The organism is Rhodococcus sp. B50, from assembly GCF_013602415.1.
GTDB lineage: Bacteria > Actinomycetota > Actinomycetes > Mycobacteriales > Mycobacteriaceae > Rhodococcus.
In genome coordinates, this window is the sequence record NZ_WPAG02000002.1 from 2595993 (window position 1) to 2617011 (window position 21019).

Sequence of the window (21019 nt, forward strand, 5' to 3'; positions counted from 1 at the left end):
ACTCGAGCTCCGCCGAGAGTTCGGTAGAGCGAGGCCGCCATCACATGCGGTGACTTCCGAAAGGAGACCAACCGCCCGCAACAAGGATTTGCGAGCGTGGGTAAGACGCGAACAAAAACTTCGACCGAGACACAGTCAACCACACATTCGCCGATTCGGGTGGATCGAGTCCCGGAAAGCGGGGCCGAACCCACCCGAATCGGCGAAACTAGCGGGCGACGGACAGGGCGATGCCGTCGAGGATGTCGTGTTCACTCACAACCAGTTCGGTGATGCCTGCACGACGCCCCAGTTCCTCGGCGAGGACGGTTGTGATGATCGAGCCACCACCGATGACGTCGACGCGGCCGGGATGCATGGGACCGAGCGCCGCTCGCTTCTCACGAGTCGCGGCGACGAGACCGTCGCACACCTCGCGCAGGCGGTCGAACGGCACCGACGACAGGTGGATCTTCTCCGAGTCGTATTCGTCGAGTTCGAGGGCGAGCGCGGCGAGGGTGGTCATGGTGCCGGCGACACCCACCCAGGTGTGGGCCCGCTCGACCGGCACACGCTCCAGTGCTTCGCGGATCTTCTCCTCCGCGACCTGCCGTGCCGCAGCGACCTGCTCGGCGGTCGGCGGATCGTCGTGCAGGCACCGTTCGGTCAGCCGCACACAGCCGATGTCGGTGGAGTAGGCCGCGTGCACTCCGTCGGCGTCGCCGAGCACGACCTCGGTGGACCCGCCACCGAGATCCACGACGACGAAAGGTCCACGCGCGGACTCGAGTTCGCCGACCGCACCGGCGAAGGACAGACGTGCTTCCTCGTCACCGGTGATGACCTCGGCCTCGGCGCCGGGGATCACGGCACCGAGCACCTCGCGGGTCATCGCGAAGAACTCCTCGCGGTTGCTCGCGTCGCGCGTGGCCGAGGTCGCGACCATGCGGACCGCGGTGGCGCCGGTCTCGCGGATGAGGTCGGCGTACTCCACCAGCGCGACCCGCGTGCGTTCGATCGCTTCGGGCGCGAGACGTCCGGTGGCGTCCACTCCCTGGCCGAGGCGCACGACCTTCATGAGGCGGGTGACGTCGGTGAGGGTGCCGTCCTCCGCGACGTCGGCGATCAGCAGACGAATGGAGTTGGTGCCGCAGTCGATTCCCGCGACTCTCACTGTTCTTCTCCGCGCAATTCGGCGTAGGTGGGCCAGTCGGCGGGAATCGCTGTGCCACGCAGACCCGCATCGGCGGCGAGTGCGACGGATTCGTCGCCGAGCGGATTGACGCCCGGTCCCTTGGCCAGCGAGTGCGCGATCAGCACGTGCAGGCACTTGACGCGCTCGGGCATGCCACCGCCGGTGAAGTCGGTGCCGAGCGACTCGATCGCGTCGCGTTCGGCCAGATACGACTCGTGAGCGCGCAGGTAGGCGGCGGCCAGCTCCTCGTCGGTACCGAGACGCTCGGTCATCTCCCTCATGACCCCGGCGGATTCCTGCCGGCTCGCCTCGGCCGTGAGGCGCGGGTCGGTGAGGTAATAGAGCGTCGGGAAGGGCGTGCCGTCGGACAACTTGGGCGCGGTCTTCACCACTCCGGGCGCACCGTCGGGGCAACGGTAGGCGATGGCCAGGACCCCGCGGGGTTCGCGCCCGAGCTGGGCGGCGACGGCGTCGAGGTCTTCTTGCGTGACTGGATCGGTCACCCGGGGACATCTCCTGGTTCTGGGGGCGCCACAGGCATCTGCTGCGGCACGGGTTCGGGCTCGGGTTCGGGCGCCGGTTCGGACACCGACAACCACAGGTCGCTGTACCAGGCGCCGGTCGTCGGCCGCTCGGGTTCGCGTTCTTCGCGTTCGGCCGGGGCGTCGCCCGGGAGTTGTACCTGGTAGGGAATGTCGCCGGGGACGACGAACCGCAGTCGCTCGCGGGCCTGGGCGCGGACCCAGGCCGGGTCCTCCATGCGGGCCTTCTGCTCCTCGAGGGCCGCGATCTCCTGTTCGAGCTGCACGCGTTCGGCCGCGAGCTGCTCGGCTTCGGAACGCTGGCTCACGTAGGTACGCAGCGGCACCGCGAGGGTGAGGGCAAGACCGCACACGACGAGGGCGAGTACCACGGCGCGGCCGGTGGACAGGCCCAGGACGGTGCGTTCGGTGCGGGGACGACGGGAGTCGCGGGGCGCGCCGACCCGGGTGGGCCGGGCTCGCCCCGAACCACCCGGCCGGCCGCGACCGGGCGACGAATGAACGGGATCCTCACGGCCGGCAGGCCGCGCACCCGCGTTCTCGACCGAGTGCTCGGCCGGGGCGGTAGATCCCGCGGGCCGGGCCCGGCCCGGACGCCGGACGCCGGACACACCCTCGGTGCGGGTGCGCCTCGCGCCGGGACGGGATCTACCGCGCTGACTCATGCCGGTGGTCAGCCCTCGACGGAGAACCGCGGGAAGGCGAGCTCGCCGGCGTAGCGAGCGACGTCACCGAGGGACTCCTCGATGCGCAGCAGCTGGTTGTACTTCGCGACACGCTCGGAACGGGCGGGCGCGCCGGTCTTGATCTGTCCGCTGCCGACGGCGACGGCGAGATCGGCGATGGTGGTGTCCTCGGTCTCCCCGGACCGGTGGCTCATCATCGTCTTGTAGCCGTTGCGGTGCGCGAGGTCGACGGCGTCGAGGGTCTCGGTGAGGGTGCCGATCTGGTTGACCTTCACGAGCAGCGCGTTCGCGGCGCCACGGACGATGCCGTCCTCGAGGCGCTCCGGGTTGGTGACGAACAGGTCGTCGCCGACGAGCTGGATCTTGTCGCCGATCGCCTCGGTGAGCGCGACCCAGCCCTCCCAGTCGTCCTCGCTGAGCGGATCCTCGATGGAGACCAGCGGGTACTGACCGAGCAGGTCGGCGTAGAAGGCGCCCATCTCGGCCGCCGTCCGGTTCTGGCCCTCGAACTTGTAGCCGGTGCCCTCGGTGTAGAACTCGGTGGCCGCGACGTCCAGAGCGAGCGCGACATCGCTGCCCAGCTTCAGGCCGGTCTTGGCGATGGCCTCGCTGATCAGGTCGAGCGCGGCCTTGGTGCCCGCGACGTCGGGGGCGAAACCGCCCTCGTCGCCGAGGCCGGTGGCCAGCCCCTTGCTCTTGAGCACGGACTTGAGGGAGTGGTAGACCTCGGCACCCCAGCGGAGGGATTCCTTGAAGGTCGGGGCACCGATCGGCGCGACCATGAACTCCTGGACGTCGACGCCGGTGTCGGCGTGGGCACCACCGTTGAGGATGTTCATCATCGGAACGGGGAGGATGTGGGCGTTCGGGCCGCCGACGTAGCGGAACAGCTCGAGCCCGGACGACTCCGCGCCGGCCTTCGCGACGGCGAGCGACGCGCCGAGGAGGGCGTTCGCGCCGAGGCGGCCCTTGTCGGGGGTGCCGTCGGCATCGAGGAGCGCCTGGTCGACGGTGCGCTGCTCGGTGGCGTCGAGGCCGATGATGGCCGGGGCGATCTCCGCGAGGACGGCCTCGACGGCCTTCTCGACGCCCTTGCCGAGGTAACGCTCGCCGCCGTCACGCAGCTCCACGGCCTCGTGCTCGCCGGTGGAGGCGCCCGACGGGACTGCAGCGCGGGCGAAACTTCCGTCCTCGAGCAGCACCTCGACCTCGACCGTGGGGTTGCCACGGGAGTCGAGGATTTCGCGGGCTCCTACCTGCTCAATGATGGCCACTGGCTGATTCTCCTTCGATGGACTTTCACGCTGCGGTGTCTGCACGCTGGGGACAGCCTAACGGTCGCGACCTGCGGGTGAGGCACAGGCGCGCTCGAGGCCCGGCGCGGTGCCGTCTACGGCCGCACTCCTACCCCGTAGGCGGCGGCGCGGTCGCGGACGAGCATGAGGTACTCGGTGGACCGGTTGTAGGCCATCAGGGCGTTCGTCCACCCTTCCGCGGTGGTCAGGTCGCCACCGCGATCGCACAGATAGCGGCCCGCGGCCAGGGCCGCGTCATCGATGTTGTCGGGGTCGGCGATGCCGTCGCCGTTCGCGTCGACTCCCCACCTCTCCCAGGTCTCGGGGATGAACTGCATGGGTCCGACCGCCCGGTCGAGGACCGGATCGCCGTCGAGCCGACCGCCGTCGGTGTCTCGGATCTCGGCGTTGCCCCGGGTGCCGTCGAGCGGGACACCCCGGATGGGAGGTGAGACGCTGCCGTCGGGTGCGAGGGACGCGCCGCCGAACCGGCCGTGGCTGCTCTCCACGTTGCCGATGCCGGCGAGGGTCGTCCACGACAGGCCGCAACCCGGCGTGCCGACGGCCAGGACGGCCGCCGCGTGCCCGTACGCCTCGAGGGCGGTGGCGGGGATGCCCAACTCCCGCGATTGGGGTTCGGCCCAGTCGGCCAGTTGCGCGGCCGTGCGGCCCGGACCGTTCACGTCGATGGGCGGGACGGGGAGGCCGGGTGCCGGCGGGACACCGTCGGGGATCTCGACGGTGTCCCGCCGGGGTGAGTGCAGGGCGGATTCGACCGCCACGAAGACGACGGCGACCAGCGCACTGAGCAGGACCACCGGCCACAGCCAGCGTCGGGGTTCTCGATCGGACGGCACCCCTCCATCTTCCATACGGGACGAAAACCCCATGTAGACGCACCGGCGCCGACGATCCCGCCTGATCGTCGGCGCCGGCCTCGGAGGGTGGAATCCGCGAGGGGTCGGACTCCACCGTTGTCTCGACATCGTCGTCTCAGTACGCACCGTCGCCGCTGAGAACCGCCCGGATGGTGCGGCGCAGGATGGACAGGTCGAGCATGAAGGTCCAGTTCTCGACGTACCGCAGGTCGGCGCGCACCGACTCGTCCCAGGACAGATTGCTGCGTCCGCTGACCTGCCACAGTCCCGTCAGTCCCGGCTTCACGAAGAGCCGCCGCGCTGCGCCGTCGTCCCCGTACCGGGCGACTTCGCATTCCAGCGGTGGGCGCGGGCCGACCAGCGACATATCGCCCTTGACCACGTTGAACAATTGAGGAAGTTCGTCGAGCGAGTATCGCCGGATGAACCGGCCGATCCGGGTCACCCGCGGATCCTCGCGGACCTTGAACAGCACCCCGGCACCGACGTCGCGGTCGGCGACGTCGTCCTTGTGCTCCTCGGCGCCCACGACCATGCTGCGGAACTTGTACATCGTGAACGAGGTTCCGCCGCGTCCCACCCGTTGCTGACGGAAGAGGATCGGCCCTCTGCTGCCCATCTTGATCGCGACCGCGACGGCGAGCAGTGCCGGCGCGATCACCGTCAGGATCAGCACCGCGAGGACCCTGTCGAAGACGTTCTTCACGATCCAGGCCGGGCCGCTGTAGCTGGGGGCGCTCATCTGCAGCAGCGGCAGTCCCGCGAGCGGTGAGATGTGCAGGCGTGGGCCCACGACGTCCATGAGCACGGGGGCGATGAGGAGGTCGGCGCCGATCTTTTCAAGGTCCCAGCTCAGTCTGCGTGTCCGCGCGTGCGGCCATCGGCCGGAGGGCAGGAGCGCGACGGCTTCGAAGTTGTGCTGCTCGGCGACGGTCAGGACGACGTCGTCGGTGCCGAGAACGGGGATGTCGTCGATGGCCACCGGCAGGGAGTCGGCGGTGCGGTCGACGGCGAGGCAGATGCCGTCGACCCGCCATCCGGCCTGACGGAGGCAGTCTGCTCGGGAGACCAGTTCGTGCACCTCCTCCACGTCTCCGGCCACGAGGACCGAATGGAGACATCGGCCGTCGGCGCGCGCCTTCGAGAGGTGGCGGCGGAGCACCGTCCGTCCCAGCAGGGTGAGCGCGAGAGCGATCAGGAGGGAACCGAACGTCCAGGACTGGCCCGCGGAGGTGCCCCACCCGTAGCCGGCCACCGCGAGTGCGGCGACGGCGAAGACGTATCCGCGGACAACTCTTCGGAACTCCTCGGGACCGGTGCCGAGAATTCTCTCGTCCCATGCTCTCTGGACCCCGAGGGAGACGATTGCTGCGGTCAGCGCGGCTCCGATGAGGACGGGTGTGCGCCACGAGTCGATCTGATCGAAGGAGTGGTATCCGACCGTGACGACCACGTGGGCCACCACGAGCGCGAACAGGTCGAAGCCGATCACTGCCGATCTGTAGCGCCGTTCGGTTCTCGGCCGGCGCATCGGTGGAGGAACGGTAGCGACGTGAGCTCCCGCCGGAAGCACGATGGCCGATCCGACCTTCCGTGCCCCGTTCGGTCCGGACCCAGCCTTCGTCGTCGGTGCGCCACGATCGGAATCGATGTCGAGAACCGCCGCGAAGTCGTTCTCACGCTTGTACATTCAAGGTCACCCCAGTCCGGAGTCACGGTTACCCCGACCCCCAAACCGTACCTTGAGATTGTTTTTCACGCAATAACAGACTTCTAGAATCCTGCGTGCGGTCGCCAGCCTCTCACGTCCTTCGTCGCCGCCCACGTGTCCGTGTTCCACGGCAACCGCACGCTCCCGGCCTGGAGCATCCACCGGAGCCGATCGGGCGTGGTGGGTCTGCTCAGCAAAAATCCTTGCGCCCGTGTGCAACCCAGGTCCAGAAGCTGCCTCACCGCACCGACCGTCTCGACCCCCTCCGCGACCACCTGCAGGCCGAACGACGAGGCCAGTCCCACGATGGAATCGACGATGACGCGATCCTCTTCGCTGTGTTCGAGATTCTGCACGAAACCCTTGTCGATCTTGAGCGTGTCGACGGGAAGGGCCTTGAGATGGCCGAGCGAACTGTAACCGGTACCGAAATCGTCGATCGCGACCCACACTCCGATTCGTTCGAGCCGCCGTAGGGTGTCCTTCGTCCGCTGGAGGTCGCCCACGACCACATTCTCGGTGATCTCGAGGCACAGTTCCGACCCCACCAGGCCGTGGCGGTGCAGCACAGACCTCACCGTGGCATCGAAATCCATCGACACCAACTGAACCGGAGAAACGTTGACGCTCATCGTGATCCGCAGATCGGGGATCTCCCGTTTCCATTCCGCGAGTTGCGCGCAGGCCCGTGTGACGACCCACTCCCCGAGTTCACCGGCAAGATTGGTGGCTTCGGCGACCTCGACGAATTCCCCGGGCTGGAGCACCCCCAGCGGCGAACGATTCCACCTCACGAGCGCTTCGACACCGAGGATCGTTCCCGTCCGGAGGTCGATCTCGGGTTGGTACTCCAATGTCAGATGGTCGTCGTCGATCGACGTACGGAGGTTCATCTCGATGATGGTGCGCCGCTCTCCCTTCTCGTTCATGTCCTCGGTGAACACACCTACACCGTTGCCACCCTGCCGCTTGGCCACCATCATCGCCTGATCGGCACGACTGAGCAGGGTCGCCGAACTCACCTCACCCGGCGTCCCGAGTGCCACCCCCACACTGACCCCGCGTCCGACGGTCCGATTGCCGAGCACGACGGATGCTCCCACCACCTCGTGGTACACCTCGGCCCGCTCCATCGCCTCCTCCGTCGACGACGGGCCGGCCAGCACCACGACGAACTCGTCGCCGCCGAGCCGGGCGACAAGATCCTCGGGTCTGCTGCCCTTCGCGAGACGAGCCGCGATGCGGCAGAGATACGTGTCGGCAGCGTCGTGCCCGAGGAAGTCGTTCAACGCCTTGAGGCGATCGAGGTCGAGAAACAGCACTCCGACCGGACCCTCGGCGCCCGGTTCGAGTCGGTTGTCGAGATATTCGAACAGGGCGCGGCGACTTGCGAGGCCGGTGAGGGAGTCCTCGTAGGCCGCCCGTCGCAGGTCCTCCTCGGCGCGGATGCGTGCCTGCACCTGCGCGAGCAGGACCGCGATCAAGGTCAGTGCGTTGACCTCGTCCTCGCTCCACGGCCGGCCACCCTCGTTCACGAACCCCAGGACACCGGTCGTGACATGCCCGGACACGAGCGGCACAGCCACCATGGAGACTTCCGCCCACCCCGACGCAGCAAACACACGCTCGGTGTAATCGGGTGACTCCACCACCGGATAGGACGCGTCGCCGGCACCCGCCAGCAACGGTTCCTTCAGATTCTCGACTGCCGCGAAAACGGGATCCGCATCCCGGAAGTAGACGACACCGAGGGGATCGGGGTCGGGGACGTTCGCCCGCGGCGGCCACTCCGCGACAAGGACCGTCGCCCCGATCTCATGGTCGTTGTACCTCAGGAAGCAGGTGTCGACGCCGAGCTGCTCGACGAGGTCCTGGAGGACGAGACGAACCACCTCCTGATGCGACGCCGCGTCCGCAGGCATCAGGCGTGCTGCGACCCTGGTGACCAGACTCTCGAGTGTTCCTCTCGTACCGGACATTGCACCCTCGTCGTCAGGCTCGAGCGGGGATGAGTCCGTCGGCGTCGCTGACGTGGCGCACGCGGTCGGTACGGCGCCTGCTGTGTACCGCCTCCCCCGAGACCATGCCGAAGCGCAACAGCAGTGCGATTCCTCCGTCCTCGGGAAGGTTCAGGACAGCGGCCAGGTCCTGTCGGAGTGCGTCGAGATCGTCGGCATGATCGGGGCACAGGCGCTCGAGATCGCTTCGGGTGTCGGCATACAGGAAGACCGGTGACACGGGCTGAACGGCCAGACCGATCTCCTGCGCTGCGATCCAGACACTCTCGACGACCGCACCGGCCCGGATGTAGTCCGCAGGCGACCGGCCCTCCGTGAACACCGCGACGAGTCCGGCGCTTCCGAGCACGCGATCGCGCATCATCTTGCCGAGTCCCCTCCCGAGTCCCCATTCCCCGAGCCGGTCGAGGGCGTCGTCACGCAGCACGACGTCGAGCATCGCCGCCTCCGCGGTATCGAGCCCGAGCGAGTCGATCTCGATCCCGCTGTCGAGGTCGGAATCGCCCGGCCACCGCAACTCGCCGACCATCTCGGCGCGGAGCCGTCTGTCGAGGTACCGCACACGATCCGACTCGGCGAGGAGCTCGGCGAGGACGGCGATATCGTCGCTCCCGGTAACCACTCCGATACGTCCGCCTGCGAGACGGGCGGCCGCGTGCATCGCCTCGAGTTCGTCGTCCGTGACCGTGTGGGGCTCACCGGGCGATCGGTTGGTCGCGCGCGCGAGCATGCCCGCGTGGTACGCCGCGAGCTCCGGATCGGTGTCGGTCCCCCACTCCAGATGGACCAGCGGGACGCCGGCGTCCGGTTCCCCGGGATGGTCGATCACCGTGTCCGGACCCAGAATCCCGTGATTCGCGGCGGCCACCCGCGCGTTGTGCAGGGCCGCACCGAGCGCGACGAGACTCCCCCGCCGGTGCAGGTCCATCAGGACCGGCTCCGGTTCGGGTGCCAGGGCGAACGTCAGGCGGTCGGGTTCGACGACGATCGACCACGGTTGTGCGTTGCCACCGGACGGTGCCCGGATCGCGGCATCCACCACGGCAGCCACCGGATCCTCCGGCGGAGTGTCGTCCGGCAGGCTCCCGTCCGACGCGGTCGTGTCCGGTGAGGCGGCGTCCTCCCGCTCGTCGACGGTCGCATCCGGCGCTTCGAGCTCGTCGAGGTGGCGGTCGAGGTCGACCCGGCATCGGCCGGACGCGACCGGACGACCGAGAACGATCGCGCGCACCGTCGCGGACACGGTCGCACCACCGAGACCGACGTCCGCTCCGAGCTGCGGCCACGTCTCCAGTGATTCACCGACCTCGAGCATCGAGGCCGCCATCCGCACGGAGATCTCCTCGGCATCGAGCAACCGCAACACGTACGGGACCTTGTCTCGGGTGGACAGGGTCCGCAGCGTCTCGGGGCCGATGTCGCCGAGCAGTCCGTGGAAGGGCAGCCGGTCGCCCTCGAGGTCGAATCGCTCGACGTCGAGCAGCCCGCGATCGCTGGTATGCATCACCACGGGTAGCCGGTGACGTGCGGCTTCCGTCCGGATCTGCAGCTTCACGTCGAGCGAATCGCACTCGTCGACCACCACGTCGAGCTGCCGGCAGAACGCCGCGACCGAGTCGGGCGCGACACCGTCGGTCCACACCTCGACAGGCAGGTACGGGTCGAGTTCGGCGATACGCCGCGCCGCGATCACCGCCTTGTTCACGCCGAGATCCATCACCGACACGGGCAATCTGTTCATATTGGACAGTTCCAGCGCATCGAAATCGGCGAGACGCAGTGCGCCGCAAGCTCCCTCGAGGGCGAGGGTGTAGGCGACGGCGTAGCCGACACTCAGTCCCACCACACCCACCGTCGCGGAACGCAGACGGGTCTGCTCGTCCGCGGTGATCTTGTTGCGGTTGCGGTCCAGGCGGAGCCGGTCGAATCCGGCAGGACCGAGGATCCTGACCGCCGTGCCGTGCCACGGATAATAGGCCCATCGTGGCGCTTCGTCGCGGAGGTCGCCATCGAGCGCGGCAAGACCTGCCCGTTGGTCGTCCAGTCGATCCCTCAGGTCCACGCCGTCGCGACGCAGCCGATCGAGAACTGCCATGTCCGCTTCACGGTCTTCGGCGAGCAGCAGCGCCGCGTGCGGTATGTCCTCCGAGGGCATCACGTCTCCCCACCCGAATCCTTCAGGTCACCCCTTTCCAGCGAGCGTAAGGGAAGCTGAGCGGGCATATACGTGAATCCGGGCGCCGCCTCGGATGCAAGGAGCTTCTCGAGCTCCCGGCTCCGCCGTTCCGATCTGCACCGTTCGACATCCCACACGATCAGATGCGTCCGGTAACGGTCGTCCGGATAGGGACAGGGTGGTATTTCGTCCACGACCTCGGCGCCCGACTGCTGCCAGCGTGACACCGCGGTGCTCGCCGACGTGGCGACAAGATACCTCGTTCCGAGCAGTTCCATCGAATAGGTCAGCGTGCGGGCCACTCCGGCACTCAATTGCGATCGGTGCGGCACATCGGGTTCCACCCATGTGCTCTTCACCTCGAGGAGACCGTGAGGGACGTAGGCATCGAGGATCCGGGCGATCTCCGCTCGGACCTCGGGATCGGACCACTCCAAGAATGCGTGGGACTCGCTCCCGCTCCCGTACGGACCGAGCGCTCGGGATCCCCCGTGCACGACCCCCTCCGTCGTCACGGCGGCGAAGAACAAGGCCGTGCAGGCACCGTCGCGGATCGAGTCGTATTCGAGAGCGGCCTCGGCATCGAAACGACGGTAGGCGGCGCGGGCACCGTCGAGGAACTGCGACCACAGTTCCGGCTCACCGTCCGGTGTGGCGGCGACGAAGTGATATCCCGAGTCCTCGTCCCAGAAATCGAGCGTGCGGCGCGTGAAGAGCGGTTGGGGATCCACGGACGAACCTTTCCGCCCGCGGTTCGTCGAGCGCCCCCCGACGAGGTTGTGCGCTCGACGAACCGGGGCATGCTCAGACCACGGAGATGTACAACACGGGTTCGCCCCGCTCGGGTATGACCGCCAACTCCTGGGTGTAGGCGCGGTTGATCGCGCCTTCCTTCTCGGCCATCTCGACTTGCCGCCACAGATCCTTGTACAGGTCGGGGGACGGCCCGTCGGGCACGAAACGTGCTGCGTACCGCTCACCGACCCGGATCATCGAGTCGCCGATCTCCAGTTCGTCCGGATCGTCCAGCCGGTATCCGAAGACCGCGGACCATCCCACGCGCGGATGGCAGGTGAACACGGCCATGAGGTCGCGAATCTTCCTCAGCCGCAACCGCTCCAGGGTGAAATCGGTCAGATCGCCCGATTCCCCGAAAACTCCCGGCTCCGCCCCTGGGACCACCAGACCACCGACGAGACAGGGTTCCGCCTTCACGACCGTGAACGTCATCGGTCCTCCCTCAGCCTCGGGTCGACGATCGCGACGTAGAGTTCGATCCCGAAGGCGTGCGGGTAGGTCTCGAAATCGCCCGTGAAAGCGCGGGTGATCTCACCCCCCGCTTCGGCGTCCCAGATCTGGCGCCACAGCTCGTCGAAGACGTCCGTGAATCGACTTCCCACCGCGGAGAACTTCGCAAAGGTTCCGGCCGGAACACGGGATACGACATAGCCTTCGGGGACGTCGTCGACCGACGAGCAGCAGAACCCCACGGTCTGCGTGTAGTACGAATCTATGTCTTCCGCATGATCGGTGTAGGTGGCGGCGAACGGTCCGTACGTCTCTCCGTTCAGCAGCGCAGCCCATGCCTCTTCGAGGTGCGGATCTCGGAGTTGGCCGAGAGCTCGGCGCGGGCTGCGAACCGGAACACCGGCAACGAGGGTTTCGTGGCGGTCCACGATTTGGAACGACATCGGGCAGTACCTCCAAACACGTCCAGCTTCCCCCCTGCTTCGCGTGCACTGCCCGACACCGGCACGACGAATAGGACTGATATGAGATTAGAGGGTGAAACGGCCGGTTTCCAGCAAACCCGAAAACCAAACTAAAGTCTTTTTTCGGCTTGTTTCCCTTCTTTGAGTATGGTTTATTGGGGACACCGAGTTCGGGCGCCGGCCCGGACACGCTCTTCCAGCGAGGGGGCACCCGCATGAAGTGCCGACTGTGCAATTCGGACCGCCTGACCAGCATCCTGGATCTCGGAGCCACTCCTCCGTGCGAACGATTCCTCACAGCCGAGCAGCTCGATCTCCCGGAATGCACCTACCCACTCCACCTGCGCCTGTGCGAAGACTGTCTGCTGCTGCAGATACCCGCGCTGATCACGCCGGAGGACACCTTCACCGAGTACGCCTACTTCTCCTCGTACTCGCAGTCGTGGGTCGATCACGCCCGGAGCTTCGTGCACGACGCACTGGGAAGCGGACGACTCCGGCCCGACTCGACCCTCATCGAGGTCGCGAGCAACGACGGTTATCTCCTCCGTCACGCGGTGGACGCCGGTATCAGGTGCCTGGGCATCGAACCGTCGGTCAACGTCGGGGAGGCGGCCAGGGCCGCCGGCGTGCCGACCCACACCGGGTTCCTCGATGTCGAACTCGCCGAACTCATTCGGGCAGAACACGGCCCGGCGGATCTCGTCGTCGCGAACAACGTCTACGCCCACGTACCCGACCTCGTCGGATTCACACGTGCACTGCGCCTGCTCATGGCCGACGACGGCTGGCTCAGCATCGAGGTCCACCACGCCCTGAACCTGGTGGCACTCGGGCAGTTCGACACGATCTACCACGAGCACTTCCAGTACTACACGGTACTGTCGGCCGCACGTGCACTGGCGTCCGGAGGCCTCCGGATCGCCGACGTGGAACTGCTCGACACCCACGGTGGTTCGATCCGCGTGTGGGCGCGACCCGAACAGGTGGCACACAACCCGACCTCCCGTGTCAACGACGTGCTCGAAATCGAAAGACGCGCAGGACTACACGATCCCACAGGCTACTTCCGGCTCGAGCCGCTCGCACGCACCTCCCGCCTCGAGCTGCTGCGCTTCCTCCTGCAGTGCCGGGACGAAGGCCTCTCCGTCGTCGGCTACGGAGCACCCGGCAAGGGCAACACGCTGCTCAACTACTGCGGCATACGACCGGATCTGCTGTCCTACACCGTCGATCGGAATCCGTACAAGCACGGACGTTTCACGCCGGGGACGCGGATCCCCATCGAGCCCGTCGAACGGATCGCCCAGGACCGGCCGGACATCGTCCTCGCGTTGCCCTGGAACCTCGAGCCCGAACTGACCCGCCAGCTCGCCTACATCGCGGACTGGGGCGGACGCCTCGTCTTTCCTCTGCCCACCATCCACACGGCCATCGGCGAATCCGAATTGTCCTGGAGGACCACATCATGAAGGTTGTACTGTTCTGCGGCGGTTACGGAATGCGTATGCGCAACGATCGCAACGACCAGATCCCCAAGCCGATGCAGATGGTCGGTCCACGCCCGATCCTGTGGCACATCATGCGGTACTACGCGCACTTCGGCCACAAGGAGTTCATCCTCTGCCTCGGCTACGGCGCATCCAAGATCAAGGAGTTCTTCCTCGACTACCACGAGGAACAGTCGAACGACTTCGTCCTGCACGGCAATCAGGTCGACTGCCTCAGCACCGACATCAGCGACTGGAAGATCACCTTCGTCGACACCGGACTCGAATCGGCGATCGGCGAACGCCTCCGCCGCGTCCGCAAGTATCTCGACGGTGACGAGTACTTCCTCGCGAACTACGCGGACGTGCTGACCGACGCCCCACTCGACACCATGGTCGATGCCTTCCACGCCTCCGGCGCCACGGCCTCGATGCTCGTCGTGCCCCCGCAGTCGTCGTTCCACTGCGTCGACGTCGCCGAGAACGGGGAGATCAAGGAGATCACCCCGGTCAGCGATTTCCCGATTTGGGAGAACGGCGGATACTTCGTCCTGAGTCAGGCGATCTTCGACCTGCTGCCGCCCGGGGGCGACCTCGTCGCCGACGTGTGCGGACCACTCGCAGGACAGGGAAAATTGTTCGGGTACCGCCACTTCGGGTTCTGGAAGCCGGCCGACACCTTCAAGGAACGCGCCGAACTCGACGACAACTTCGCACGCGGTATCCATCCGTGGACGGTGTGGGAGACCACGGCGGTGACCTCGTGAACCTCGTGACCGCCGGCGAGCCCGGGAGAGAATGACATGCGCGTACTGGTCACAGGGCATCAAGGATATCTCGGATCCGTCATGGTGCCCGAACTGCTCGCCCGCGGTCACGAGGTCGTCGGCCTCGACACGGGCCTGTTCGCGGAGTGCACCCTCGGGACGGCGCCGCAGGATCCGCCCGGGATGGCCGTCGACATCCGGGACGTGGGAGTGGAGCATCTCGCGGGATTCGACGCCGTCATCCATCTGGCGGCCTTGTCGAACGACCCGCTCGGCGCGTTCGCACCCGAGATCACCTACGACATCAATCATCTCGGATCCGTCCACCTCGCACGGTGCGCCAAGGAGGCCGGTGTACGCCGATTCCTGTACGCCTCGACCTGCTCGGTGTACGGGAGCGCCGGCGACGATCTCGTGGACGAGAGCGCCCCGCTCCGTCCGCTGACGCCCTACGCCGTCAGCAAGGTCCGCGTGGAGGACGACGTCGCGGCACTGGCCGACTCCGGCTTCTGCCCGGTCTTCCTCCGCAACGCCACGGCGTTCGGATACTCGCCGCGGCTCCGTGCGGACATCGTCGTGAACAATCTCGTCGGCACCGCGGTGCTCACCGGCGAGGTGCGTGTGCTGTCCGACGGTACCCCGTGGCGCCCCCTCGTCCACGCCAAGGACATCGCCCTGGCATTCGCGTGCGCGCTCACCGCACCGGAGAGCGACGTGCACTGCGCCGCATTCAATGTCGGCACCGAATCGAACAACGTCCGGGTGCGCGACGTCGCAGAGTCCGTCACTCGGGCGGTCCCCGGCTCCTTCGTCTCGATCACCGGTGAGACAGGCCCCGATCCACGGTCGTACCGGGTGGACTTCTCGGCCATCCGCCGCGCCATGCCGGCCTTCGTCCCGTCCTGGAGTGTCGACGCGGGCGCAGCCGAACTGTTCCGGCACTTCGTCGCCGACGGCCTCACGAAGGAAGACTTCACACAGCGCTTCACGCGTCTGGCACACCTACGGCGGCTGTCCGATGCGGGACGCCTCGACCCGACGCTGCGCCCACGGTCGGCGAGCGTATCCCGCGAATGAACAGATGCCGTGCGTGTGGCCACGATCGCCTCGAGCGCGTCCTCGATCTCGGAGCGGTCCCACCCGCTGATTTCTTCCCTCCCGGGGAAACGCTCCCGTCGCCCTCGGAATGCGGCCACGAACTGGCGATGGATCTGTGCACCGGATGCGGACTGGCGCAGCTGGCCGAGGACGACACCGTTCCGGACGAACCCCGCGGCATCGAACCGGAAGCCCTGCGCGAGCAGGCGCGCCAGGCCGTCGAGGCCGTCGAGAAGGCGAGCCGGCTGAAGGGTCGTACGGTAATCGAGTTCGGGAGCCCGCACGGAGGGACCTGGCTGCCCCTGTTGTTCGAACGTGGGTTCCGGCCCGCATTCCCCGGGGTCGCCGCGTCCCTGGTCCTCGACAGCTTCGGCATCATGCACGAAGCCGACCAGCGCGCCGCCTTTCTCACACGCGCAGCGTCGCTGGCCCCCGACGGTGTCCTGCTGCTGCAGTTCCACACCCTCTCGGCCATCGTCTCCCAAGGGCAGTGGAATGCATTGCGGCACGGCCATTTCGCGTACTATTCGCTGACCGCGCTGCGGCGACTGCTCGAGGACGTCGGACTCCACATCGCCGAGGCCTGGACCTTCGACCTCTACGGCGGCACCGTGCTGGTCGCCGCCGAACGAGATCCGTGGACGAATACGGGACTGAGCGCGCGCCGGCTGCTCGCCGCCGAGCGCGCCACCGGCATCACGAACCCCGCGACGCTACGCACCCTGCAACGGCAGGCCGACCGCCAGGTGGACGAGCTCGTCACCTGGCTGCGGAAGACGGCCTCCGAGAACCTCCGGGTGTTCGCCTACGGTGCGGCGTCCCGGGCCGTGGCGCTGTTCGCGCGCGCCGGCATCGACCGCTCCCTCCTGCACGCCGTCGCGGACGGTTCACCCGCGAAGACCGGACGCCGCATGCCGGGCACCGACGTTCCGATCGTCGACCTCATCGCCCTGCGCGAGGCGTCCCCCGACCGCATCCTGCTCACCGTGCCCGACCTGCTCCCGGAGGTCAGGGCGCAGTTCCCCGAGTTCGACGGACGCTGGTACCTCCCACCCGACAGCCGGCACGGGGTCCGGCAGGCCGGGTGAGAGCCGCTCAGGCGCGACGCTCGTCCACAGAGGCCCAATAACGGCGCCACGCGCGCTCGTCGAGCCCGCCGTGCGGAACGCCGTCCTCGTGCGCTGCCTTCTCCGCCGCCCGGATCGACGCGGCGAACGCGAGGATCGCCGACCGGAGCGTCGACTCCGTGTCGCCCGTGCCGGTGATCCGGACGACCCTCAGCTCGTCGGGCACCAGATCATCCGGGAACCCCGCCCGCATCGCACGCTCGATCACCTTGTCGGCCAGGGAGAGTGCAGGCTGCGCCGTCGCGATCCCGTCGAGACACGACGCCCGTGCCTTCTCCGCCTTCTTCGCGACCTCCCACGCCGCTTCCTGTTCGGCGACGTCGAGCGGACCCGTGTGCCCGTTGGTCAGGTGCGGGCTCCGCGCGGCCAGCTTGGCGACGAGCGTCGCGGCCACGTCGTCGACCGTGAAGTGCCCGTTCGCCTCGGCGATCCGCGAGTGGAACAGCACCTGCAGCAGCAGGTCGCCGAGTTCCTCACGGAGCTCGTCCGGGTCGCCCGACTCGACGGCGTCGAGCACCTCGTAGGTCTCCTCTATCAGATAGCGGCGCAGACTCTCGTGGGTCTGGGTGACCTCCCATCCCCCGAACGACCACAGTCTGTCCATCACGGCCGCCGCTTCGACGAGAGCGGTGTAGTCGGTCATGCATTCACCGTGGCCGCGCTGTCCAGGTCCACCGTCCCCTGCGGTTTGCCGTCGAGCGCCAGCAGGAAGTCGGCGATGTACTGCAGCAACGCCACGTCCCGCACCCGATCCGATCCGACACCCCCGGTCCGTGGGATCGGCAGCTGCACGAGGCCGCTCGTCGCGCGGTACTGGGCGCCGGGATACAGCCGCTTGAGTCGCATCTGTTTCGAGTCGGGCAGTTCCATCGGCGAGATCCGGATCTGGGTGCCGGTGACCGCGACCTCCTCGAGGCCGTACTCGCGGCACAGCAATCGGAGCCTGCCGACGGACACGAGCCGCTGGACCTCCTCGGGCAGCGGGCCGTACCGGTCGACGAGTTCGTGGACGACGGTGGCGATCGCCGCATCGTCGTTCGCGGCAGCGAGCTTGCGGTACGCCTCGAGACGCAGCCGATCGGACGCGACGTAATCGGCGGGGATGTGCGCGTCGACGGGAAGGTCGATCCGCACCTCCTTGGGTGCTTCGTCGGTGGTGACGGTCCGGCCGTCGGCCGCTGCCCGATACGCTTCGACGGCCTCACCGACGAGCCGAACATACAGGTCGAAGCCCACCCCGGCGACGTGACCGGACTGCTCACCGCCGAGAACGTTTCCGGCACCGCGGATCTCGAGGTCCTTCATGGCAACGGCCATACCCGCGCCGAGATCGGAGTTCTGCGAGATCGTGGCGAGCCGGTCGTAGGCGGTCTCCGTCAGCGGCTTCTCCGCCGGGTACAGGAAGTACGCGTAGCCGCGCTCCCGCGAACGCCCGACGCGCCCGCGCAACTGGTGCAGCTGCGACAGGCCGAGCGCATCCGCCCGTTCGACGATGAGCGTGTTGGCATTGGAGATGTCGAGACCGGTCTCGACGATCGTGGTGCACACCAGCACGTCGAACTCGCGCTGCCAGAAGCCTTGCACCGTCTTCTCGAGCGTGTCCTCGTTCATCTGCCCGTGCGCCACCGCGACCCTCGCCTCGGGAACGAGGTCGCGAAGTCGCTTGGCGGCCTTGTCGATCGAACTCACCCGGTTGTGGACGTAGAAGACCTGACCGTCGCGCAACAACTCCCGCCGGATGGCCGCGGCGACCTGCTTGTCGTTGTACGCGCCCACATAGGTGAGGATCGGATGCCGTTCCTCGGGCGGAGTGAGGATGGTCGACATCTCGCGGATCCCGGCCATGCTCATCTCGAGGGTGCGCGGGATCGGTGTGGCCGACATCGTGAGCACGTCGACGTGCGTGCGCAGTGCCTTGATGTGTTCCTTGTGCTCGACGCCGAAACGCTGTTCCTCGTCGACGATCACGAGACCGAGGTCCTTCCAGCGGACGCCGGTCTGCAGCAGACGGTGGGTGCCGACGACGATGTCGACGGTGCCGTCGGCCATACCCTCGATGATTGCGCGCGAGTCGGCCGCGTCGGTGAACCGGCTCAGCCCCTTGACCGTCACCGGGAAAGCCGCCATCCGCTCGGTGAAGGTCTGCAGATGCTGCTGCGCAAGCAGAGTCGTGGGGACGAGCACCGCGACCTGCTTGCCGTCCTGCACGGCCTTGAACGCCGCGCGCACGGCGATCTCGGTCTTGCCGTAGCCGACGTCGCCGATCACGACGCGGTCCATCGGTACCGGCTTCTCCATGTCGGCCTTGACCTCGGAGATCACCGTGAGCTGGTCCTGCGTCTCGGTGAAGGGGAAGGCGTCCTCCATCTCCTTCTGCCACGGCGAGTCGGGCGCGAAGGCGTGGCCGGGTGAGGCCTGCCGCGCCGCGTACAACCGCACGAGTTCACCGGCGATCTCCCGAACCGCTTTGCGTGCCTTGCGTTTGGTGTTGGCCCAGTCGGATCCGCCGAGCTTGCTGACGGACGGCAGTTCGCCACCGACGTAGCGGGAGAGCTGGTCGAGTTGTTCCATCGGAACGAACAGCTTGTCGCCGGGCTGACCGCGCTTGCCGGGTGCGTACTCGATGACGAGATACTCGCGGCGGGCGCCACCGACTGTCCGCTCGACCATTTCGACGAACTTGCCGATGCCGTGCTGGTCGTGGACGACGAAGTCGCCGGCGTTCAGGGCGAGCGGGTCGACCTGATTGCGGCGCTTGACGGGCGTCTTGCGTCCTTCGGTGACGACGCGGTTACCGGTGAGGTCGGCTTCGGTGACGACGACCAGGCCCGGCACCACGTTGTCGTCGTTGCCGGGGAGGACCACGCCCTCGTGCAGGCAACCGCGCATGACACCGACCTGCCCGCGCACCGGTTCGGAGCCCGGCTCGAGTTTCTCGGCGGGGACCTCGTTCTCCTTCAGCCGCTCGAGGACGCGCTGCCCGGTGCCCGTGCCTGCGACGACGATCACCGCGCGCCCACCGGCGGTGACGTGCGCGCGCAGGTTCACGAACAGCATCGACAGCAGATCCTCGGAACCGCGGACCTCGGGGGCCGGCTGCACGTCGAGGACGACTTCGGTCTCGGAACCCGAAGCGAGCGGGCTCAGCGTCCACCACGGTGTCCCCGCCGCCTGCGCGGCCTCGCGCACCTGGCGCAGCGATCGGTAGGCCGACTCGCCGAGATCGAGTTTCTTCCCGTCGACCCCGTTGAGATTCGAAGTGTCGAGCGGCACCGCACCACCGAGGGAGGCCGCCGTCCACGACGCCTCGAGGAACTCCTGCCCGGTGCGGGCGAGATCGCTCGCCCGGGTACGGACCTTCTCCGGATCGCAGATCAGCACGTGTGCCCCCGCGGGCAGAACGTCGGTGAGCAACTGCAACTCGCCGGACTGCAGCACCGGCAGCAACGCCTCCATGCCCTCGACCGGGATGCCACCGGCCATCTTGTCGAGCATCTCGACGAGCGCCGCGTCGGCGGGGTTGTCCTGGGCGAGCTGCGCGGCCCGGGCCTTGACCTCCTCGGTGAGCAGCAGTTCGCGGCACGGCGGCGCGATGAGCACCGGCACGTCGACCTCGGTGATCGACCGCTGGTCGGCGACGGAGAAGCATCGCAGTTCGGTGACCTCGTCGCCCCAGAATTCGACGCGGACCGGATGGTCGGCGGTCGGCGGGAAGATGTCGAGAATGCCGCCGCGCACCGCGAACTCGCCGCGCTTGCCGACCATGTCGACACGGGTGTAGGCGAGTTCGACGAGTCGCTCGACGAGCTCCTCGAAGTCGTGTTCGGTGCCGACGCGCAGCGTGACGGGATCGATCTCGCCGAGTCCGGGTGCCATCGGCTGCACCAGCGACCGCACGGTGGCGACCACGACCCTCAGTTCGGGTCCGAGGTCGCGGTCGTCGGGACGGGCGAGGCGACGCAGGAGGTGCAGGCGGCGGCCCACGGTGTCGGCGCTCGGCGACAGACGCTCGTGCGGAAGGGTCTCCCACGAGGGGAACTGTGCGACCGTCCGGCCGAGCATCTCGGTGAGTTCGGCGGTGAGATCGTCGGCCTCGCGCCCGGTGGCGGTGACCACGAGCAGAGGCGTCTTCTCGGCCAGCGCCGCCGCGACGAACGGCCGCGCGGCGGGCGGTGCGACGATCTCCTGTTCGGCGGAACCGGCGAGCTCGCCGATCCTGCTCAGTCGGTGGTCGGCCAGCGCGATCCGCGCCAATCCGGACAGTGGGACAGCGGCCGGGGGCACAGCAGACAAGGAAGGCGCTCCTGAGTGTGGGACGAGAACCTTGTCGAGTCTATTCCGCCGT

17 protein-coding genes are annotated in these 21019 nt (G+C 67.7%); 4 read left to right on the forward strand and 13 right to left on the reverse strand.

The features are described 5' to 3' along the window. Nucleotides 1-208: 208 nt before the first annotated feature. The 11 genes from GON09_RS12195 to GON09_RS12245 all read right to left on the reverse strand — a co-directional run bounded on the left by GON09_RS12195 (nt 209) and on the right by GON09_RS12245 (nt 12171). Nucleotides 209-1153, reverse strand: coding sequence for a Ppx/GppA phosphatase family protein (locus GON09_RS12195; protein WP_213931996.1), 945 nt, complete (start codon nt 1151-1153; stop codon nt 209-211). Further along, nucleotides 1150-1677, reverse strand: coding sequence for a DUF501 domain-containing protein (locus tag GON09_RS12200; protein WP_213931997.1), 528 nt, complete (start codon nt 1675-1677; stop codon nt 1150-1152). Before GON09_RS12200 ends, GON09_RS12195 begins: the two co-directional genes overlap by 4 nt. After that, nucleotides 1674-2381: an FtsB family cell division protein gene (locus GON09_RS12205; RefSeq protein WP_213931998.1), complete on the reverse strand. Its 708-nt coding sequence runs from the start codon at nt 2379-2381 to the stop codon at nt 1674-1676. Before GON09_RS12205 ends, GON09_RS12200 begins: the two co-directional genes overlap by 4 nt. A gap of 8 nt (nt 2382-2389) precedes the next feature. Beyond that, nucleotides 2390-3676, reverse strand: a complete 1287-nt coding sequence (gene eno / locus GON09_RS12210) for a phosphopyruvate hydratase (protein ID WP_213931999.1) — start codon at nt 3674-3676, stop codon at nt 2390-2392. A 116-nt stretch (nt 3677-3792) separates the two neighbouring features. Then, nucleotides 3793-4569 (reverse strand): lytic transglycosylase domain-containing protein, encoded by a 777-nt coding sequence (locus GON09_RS12215; protein ID WP_213934428.1) that lies wholly within the window; start codon nt 4567-4569, stop codon nt 3793-3795. Between the two features lie 121 nt (nt 4570-4690). Next, on the reverse strand, nt 4691-6067 hold the full coding sequence (locus GON09_RS12220) for a sugar transferase (protein ID WP_307854361.1): 1377 nt from the start codon (nt 6065-6067) through the stop codon (nt 4691-4693). Between the two features lie 281 nt (nt 6068-6348). After that, complete coding sequence (locus GON09_RS12225) at nt 6349-8265, reverse strand: putative bifunctional diguanylate cyclase/phosphodiesterase (RefSeq protein WP_213932001.1); 1917 nt, start codon at nt 8263-8265, stop codon at nt 6349-6351. A 13-nt stretch (nt 8266-8278) separates the two neighbouring features. Then, nucleotides 8279-10459, reverse strand: coding sequence for an Rv1355c family protein (locus tag GON09_RS12230; RefSeq protein WP_213932002.1), 2181 nt, complete (start codon nt 10457-10459; stop codon nt 8279-8281). Beyond that, the gene (locus tag GON09_RS12235) at nt 10459-11211 is read right to left on the reverse strand and encodes a hypothetical protein (RefSeq protein ID WP_213932003.1); all 753 of its coding nucleotides are present in this window, start codon (nt 11209-11211) and stop codon (nt 10459-10461) included. The genes GON09_RS12230 and GON09_RS12235 overlap by 1 nt, the downstream gene beginning before the upstream one ends. Nucleotides 11212-11284: 73 nt before the next feature. Next, nucleotides 11285-11710, reverse strand: coding sequence for a hypothetical protein (locus GON09_RS12240; protein WP_213932004.1), 426 nt, complete (start codon nt 11708-11710; stop codon nt 11285-11287). Then, nucleotides 11707-12171, reverse strand: a complete 465-nt coding sequence (locus GON09_RS12245) for a GyrI-like domain-containing protein (protein WP_213932005.1) — start codon at nt 12169-12171, stop codon at nt 11707-11709. The genes GON09_RS12240 and GON09_RS12245 overlap by 4 nt, the downstream gene beginning before the upstream one ends. Nucleotides 12172-12407: 236 nt before the next feature. Between GON09_RS12245 and GON09_RS12250 the strand changes: the two genes are divergently transcribed. Genes GON09_RS12250 through GON09_RS12265 form a run of 4 tightly spaced genes read left to right on the forward strand, consistent with a single transcriptional unit; the run spans nt 12408 to nt 16635 of the window. Continuing rightward, complete coding sequence (locus tag GON09_RS12250; protein WP_213932006.1) at nt 12408-13664, forward strand: class I SAM-dependent methyltransferase; 1257 nt, start codon at nt 12408-12410, stop codon at nt 13662-13664. Beyond that, a complete protein-coding gene (locus GON09_RS12255; protein WP_213932007.1) occupies nt 13661-14449 on the forward strand; it encodes a glucose-1-phosphate cytidylyltransferase in 789 nt (262 codons plus the stop codon). The genes GON09_RS12250 and GON09_RS12255 overlap by 4 nt, the downstream gene beginning before the upstream one ends. Nucleotides 14450-14485: 36 nt before the next feature. After that, nucleotides 14486-15526, forward strand: coding sequence for an NAD-dependent epimerase/dehydratase family protein (locus tag GON09_RS12260; RefSeq protein ID WP_213932008.1), 1041 nt, complete (start codon nt 14486-14488; stop codon nt 15524-15526). After that, nucleotides 15523-16635, forward strand: coding sequence for a class I SAM-dependent methyltransferase (locus GON09_RS12265; RefSeq protein WP_213932009.1), 1113 nt, complete (start codon nt 15523-15525; stop codon nt 16633-16635). Before GON09_RS12260 ends, GON09_RS12265 begins: the two co-directional genes overlap by 4 nt. A gap of 7 nt (nt 16636-16642) precedes the next feature. Here the strand turns inward: GON09_RS12265 and GON09_RS12270 are convergent, their stop codons facing one another. Both GON09_RS12270 and mfd read right to left on the reverse strand, forming a co-directional pair. Beyond that, on the reverse strand, nt 16643-17317 hold the full coding sequence (locus GON09_RS12270) for a MazG family protein (protein ID WP_213932010.1): 675 nt from the start codon (nt 17315-17317) through the stop codon (nt 16643-16645). Then, entirely contained in the window at nt 17314-20967 is a 3654-nt protein-coding gene (mfd, locus tag GON09_RS12275) for a transcription-repair coupling factor (protein ID WP_213932011.1), read from the reverse strand. The genes GON09_RS12270 and mfd overlap by 4 nt, the downstream gene beginning before the upstream one ends. Nucleotides 20968-21019: the final 52 nt, after the last annotated feature.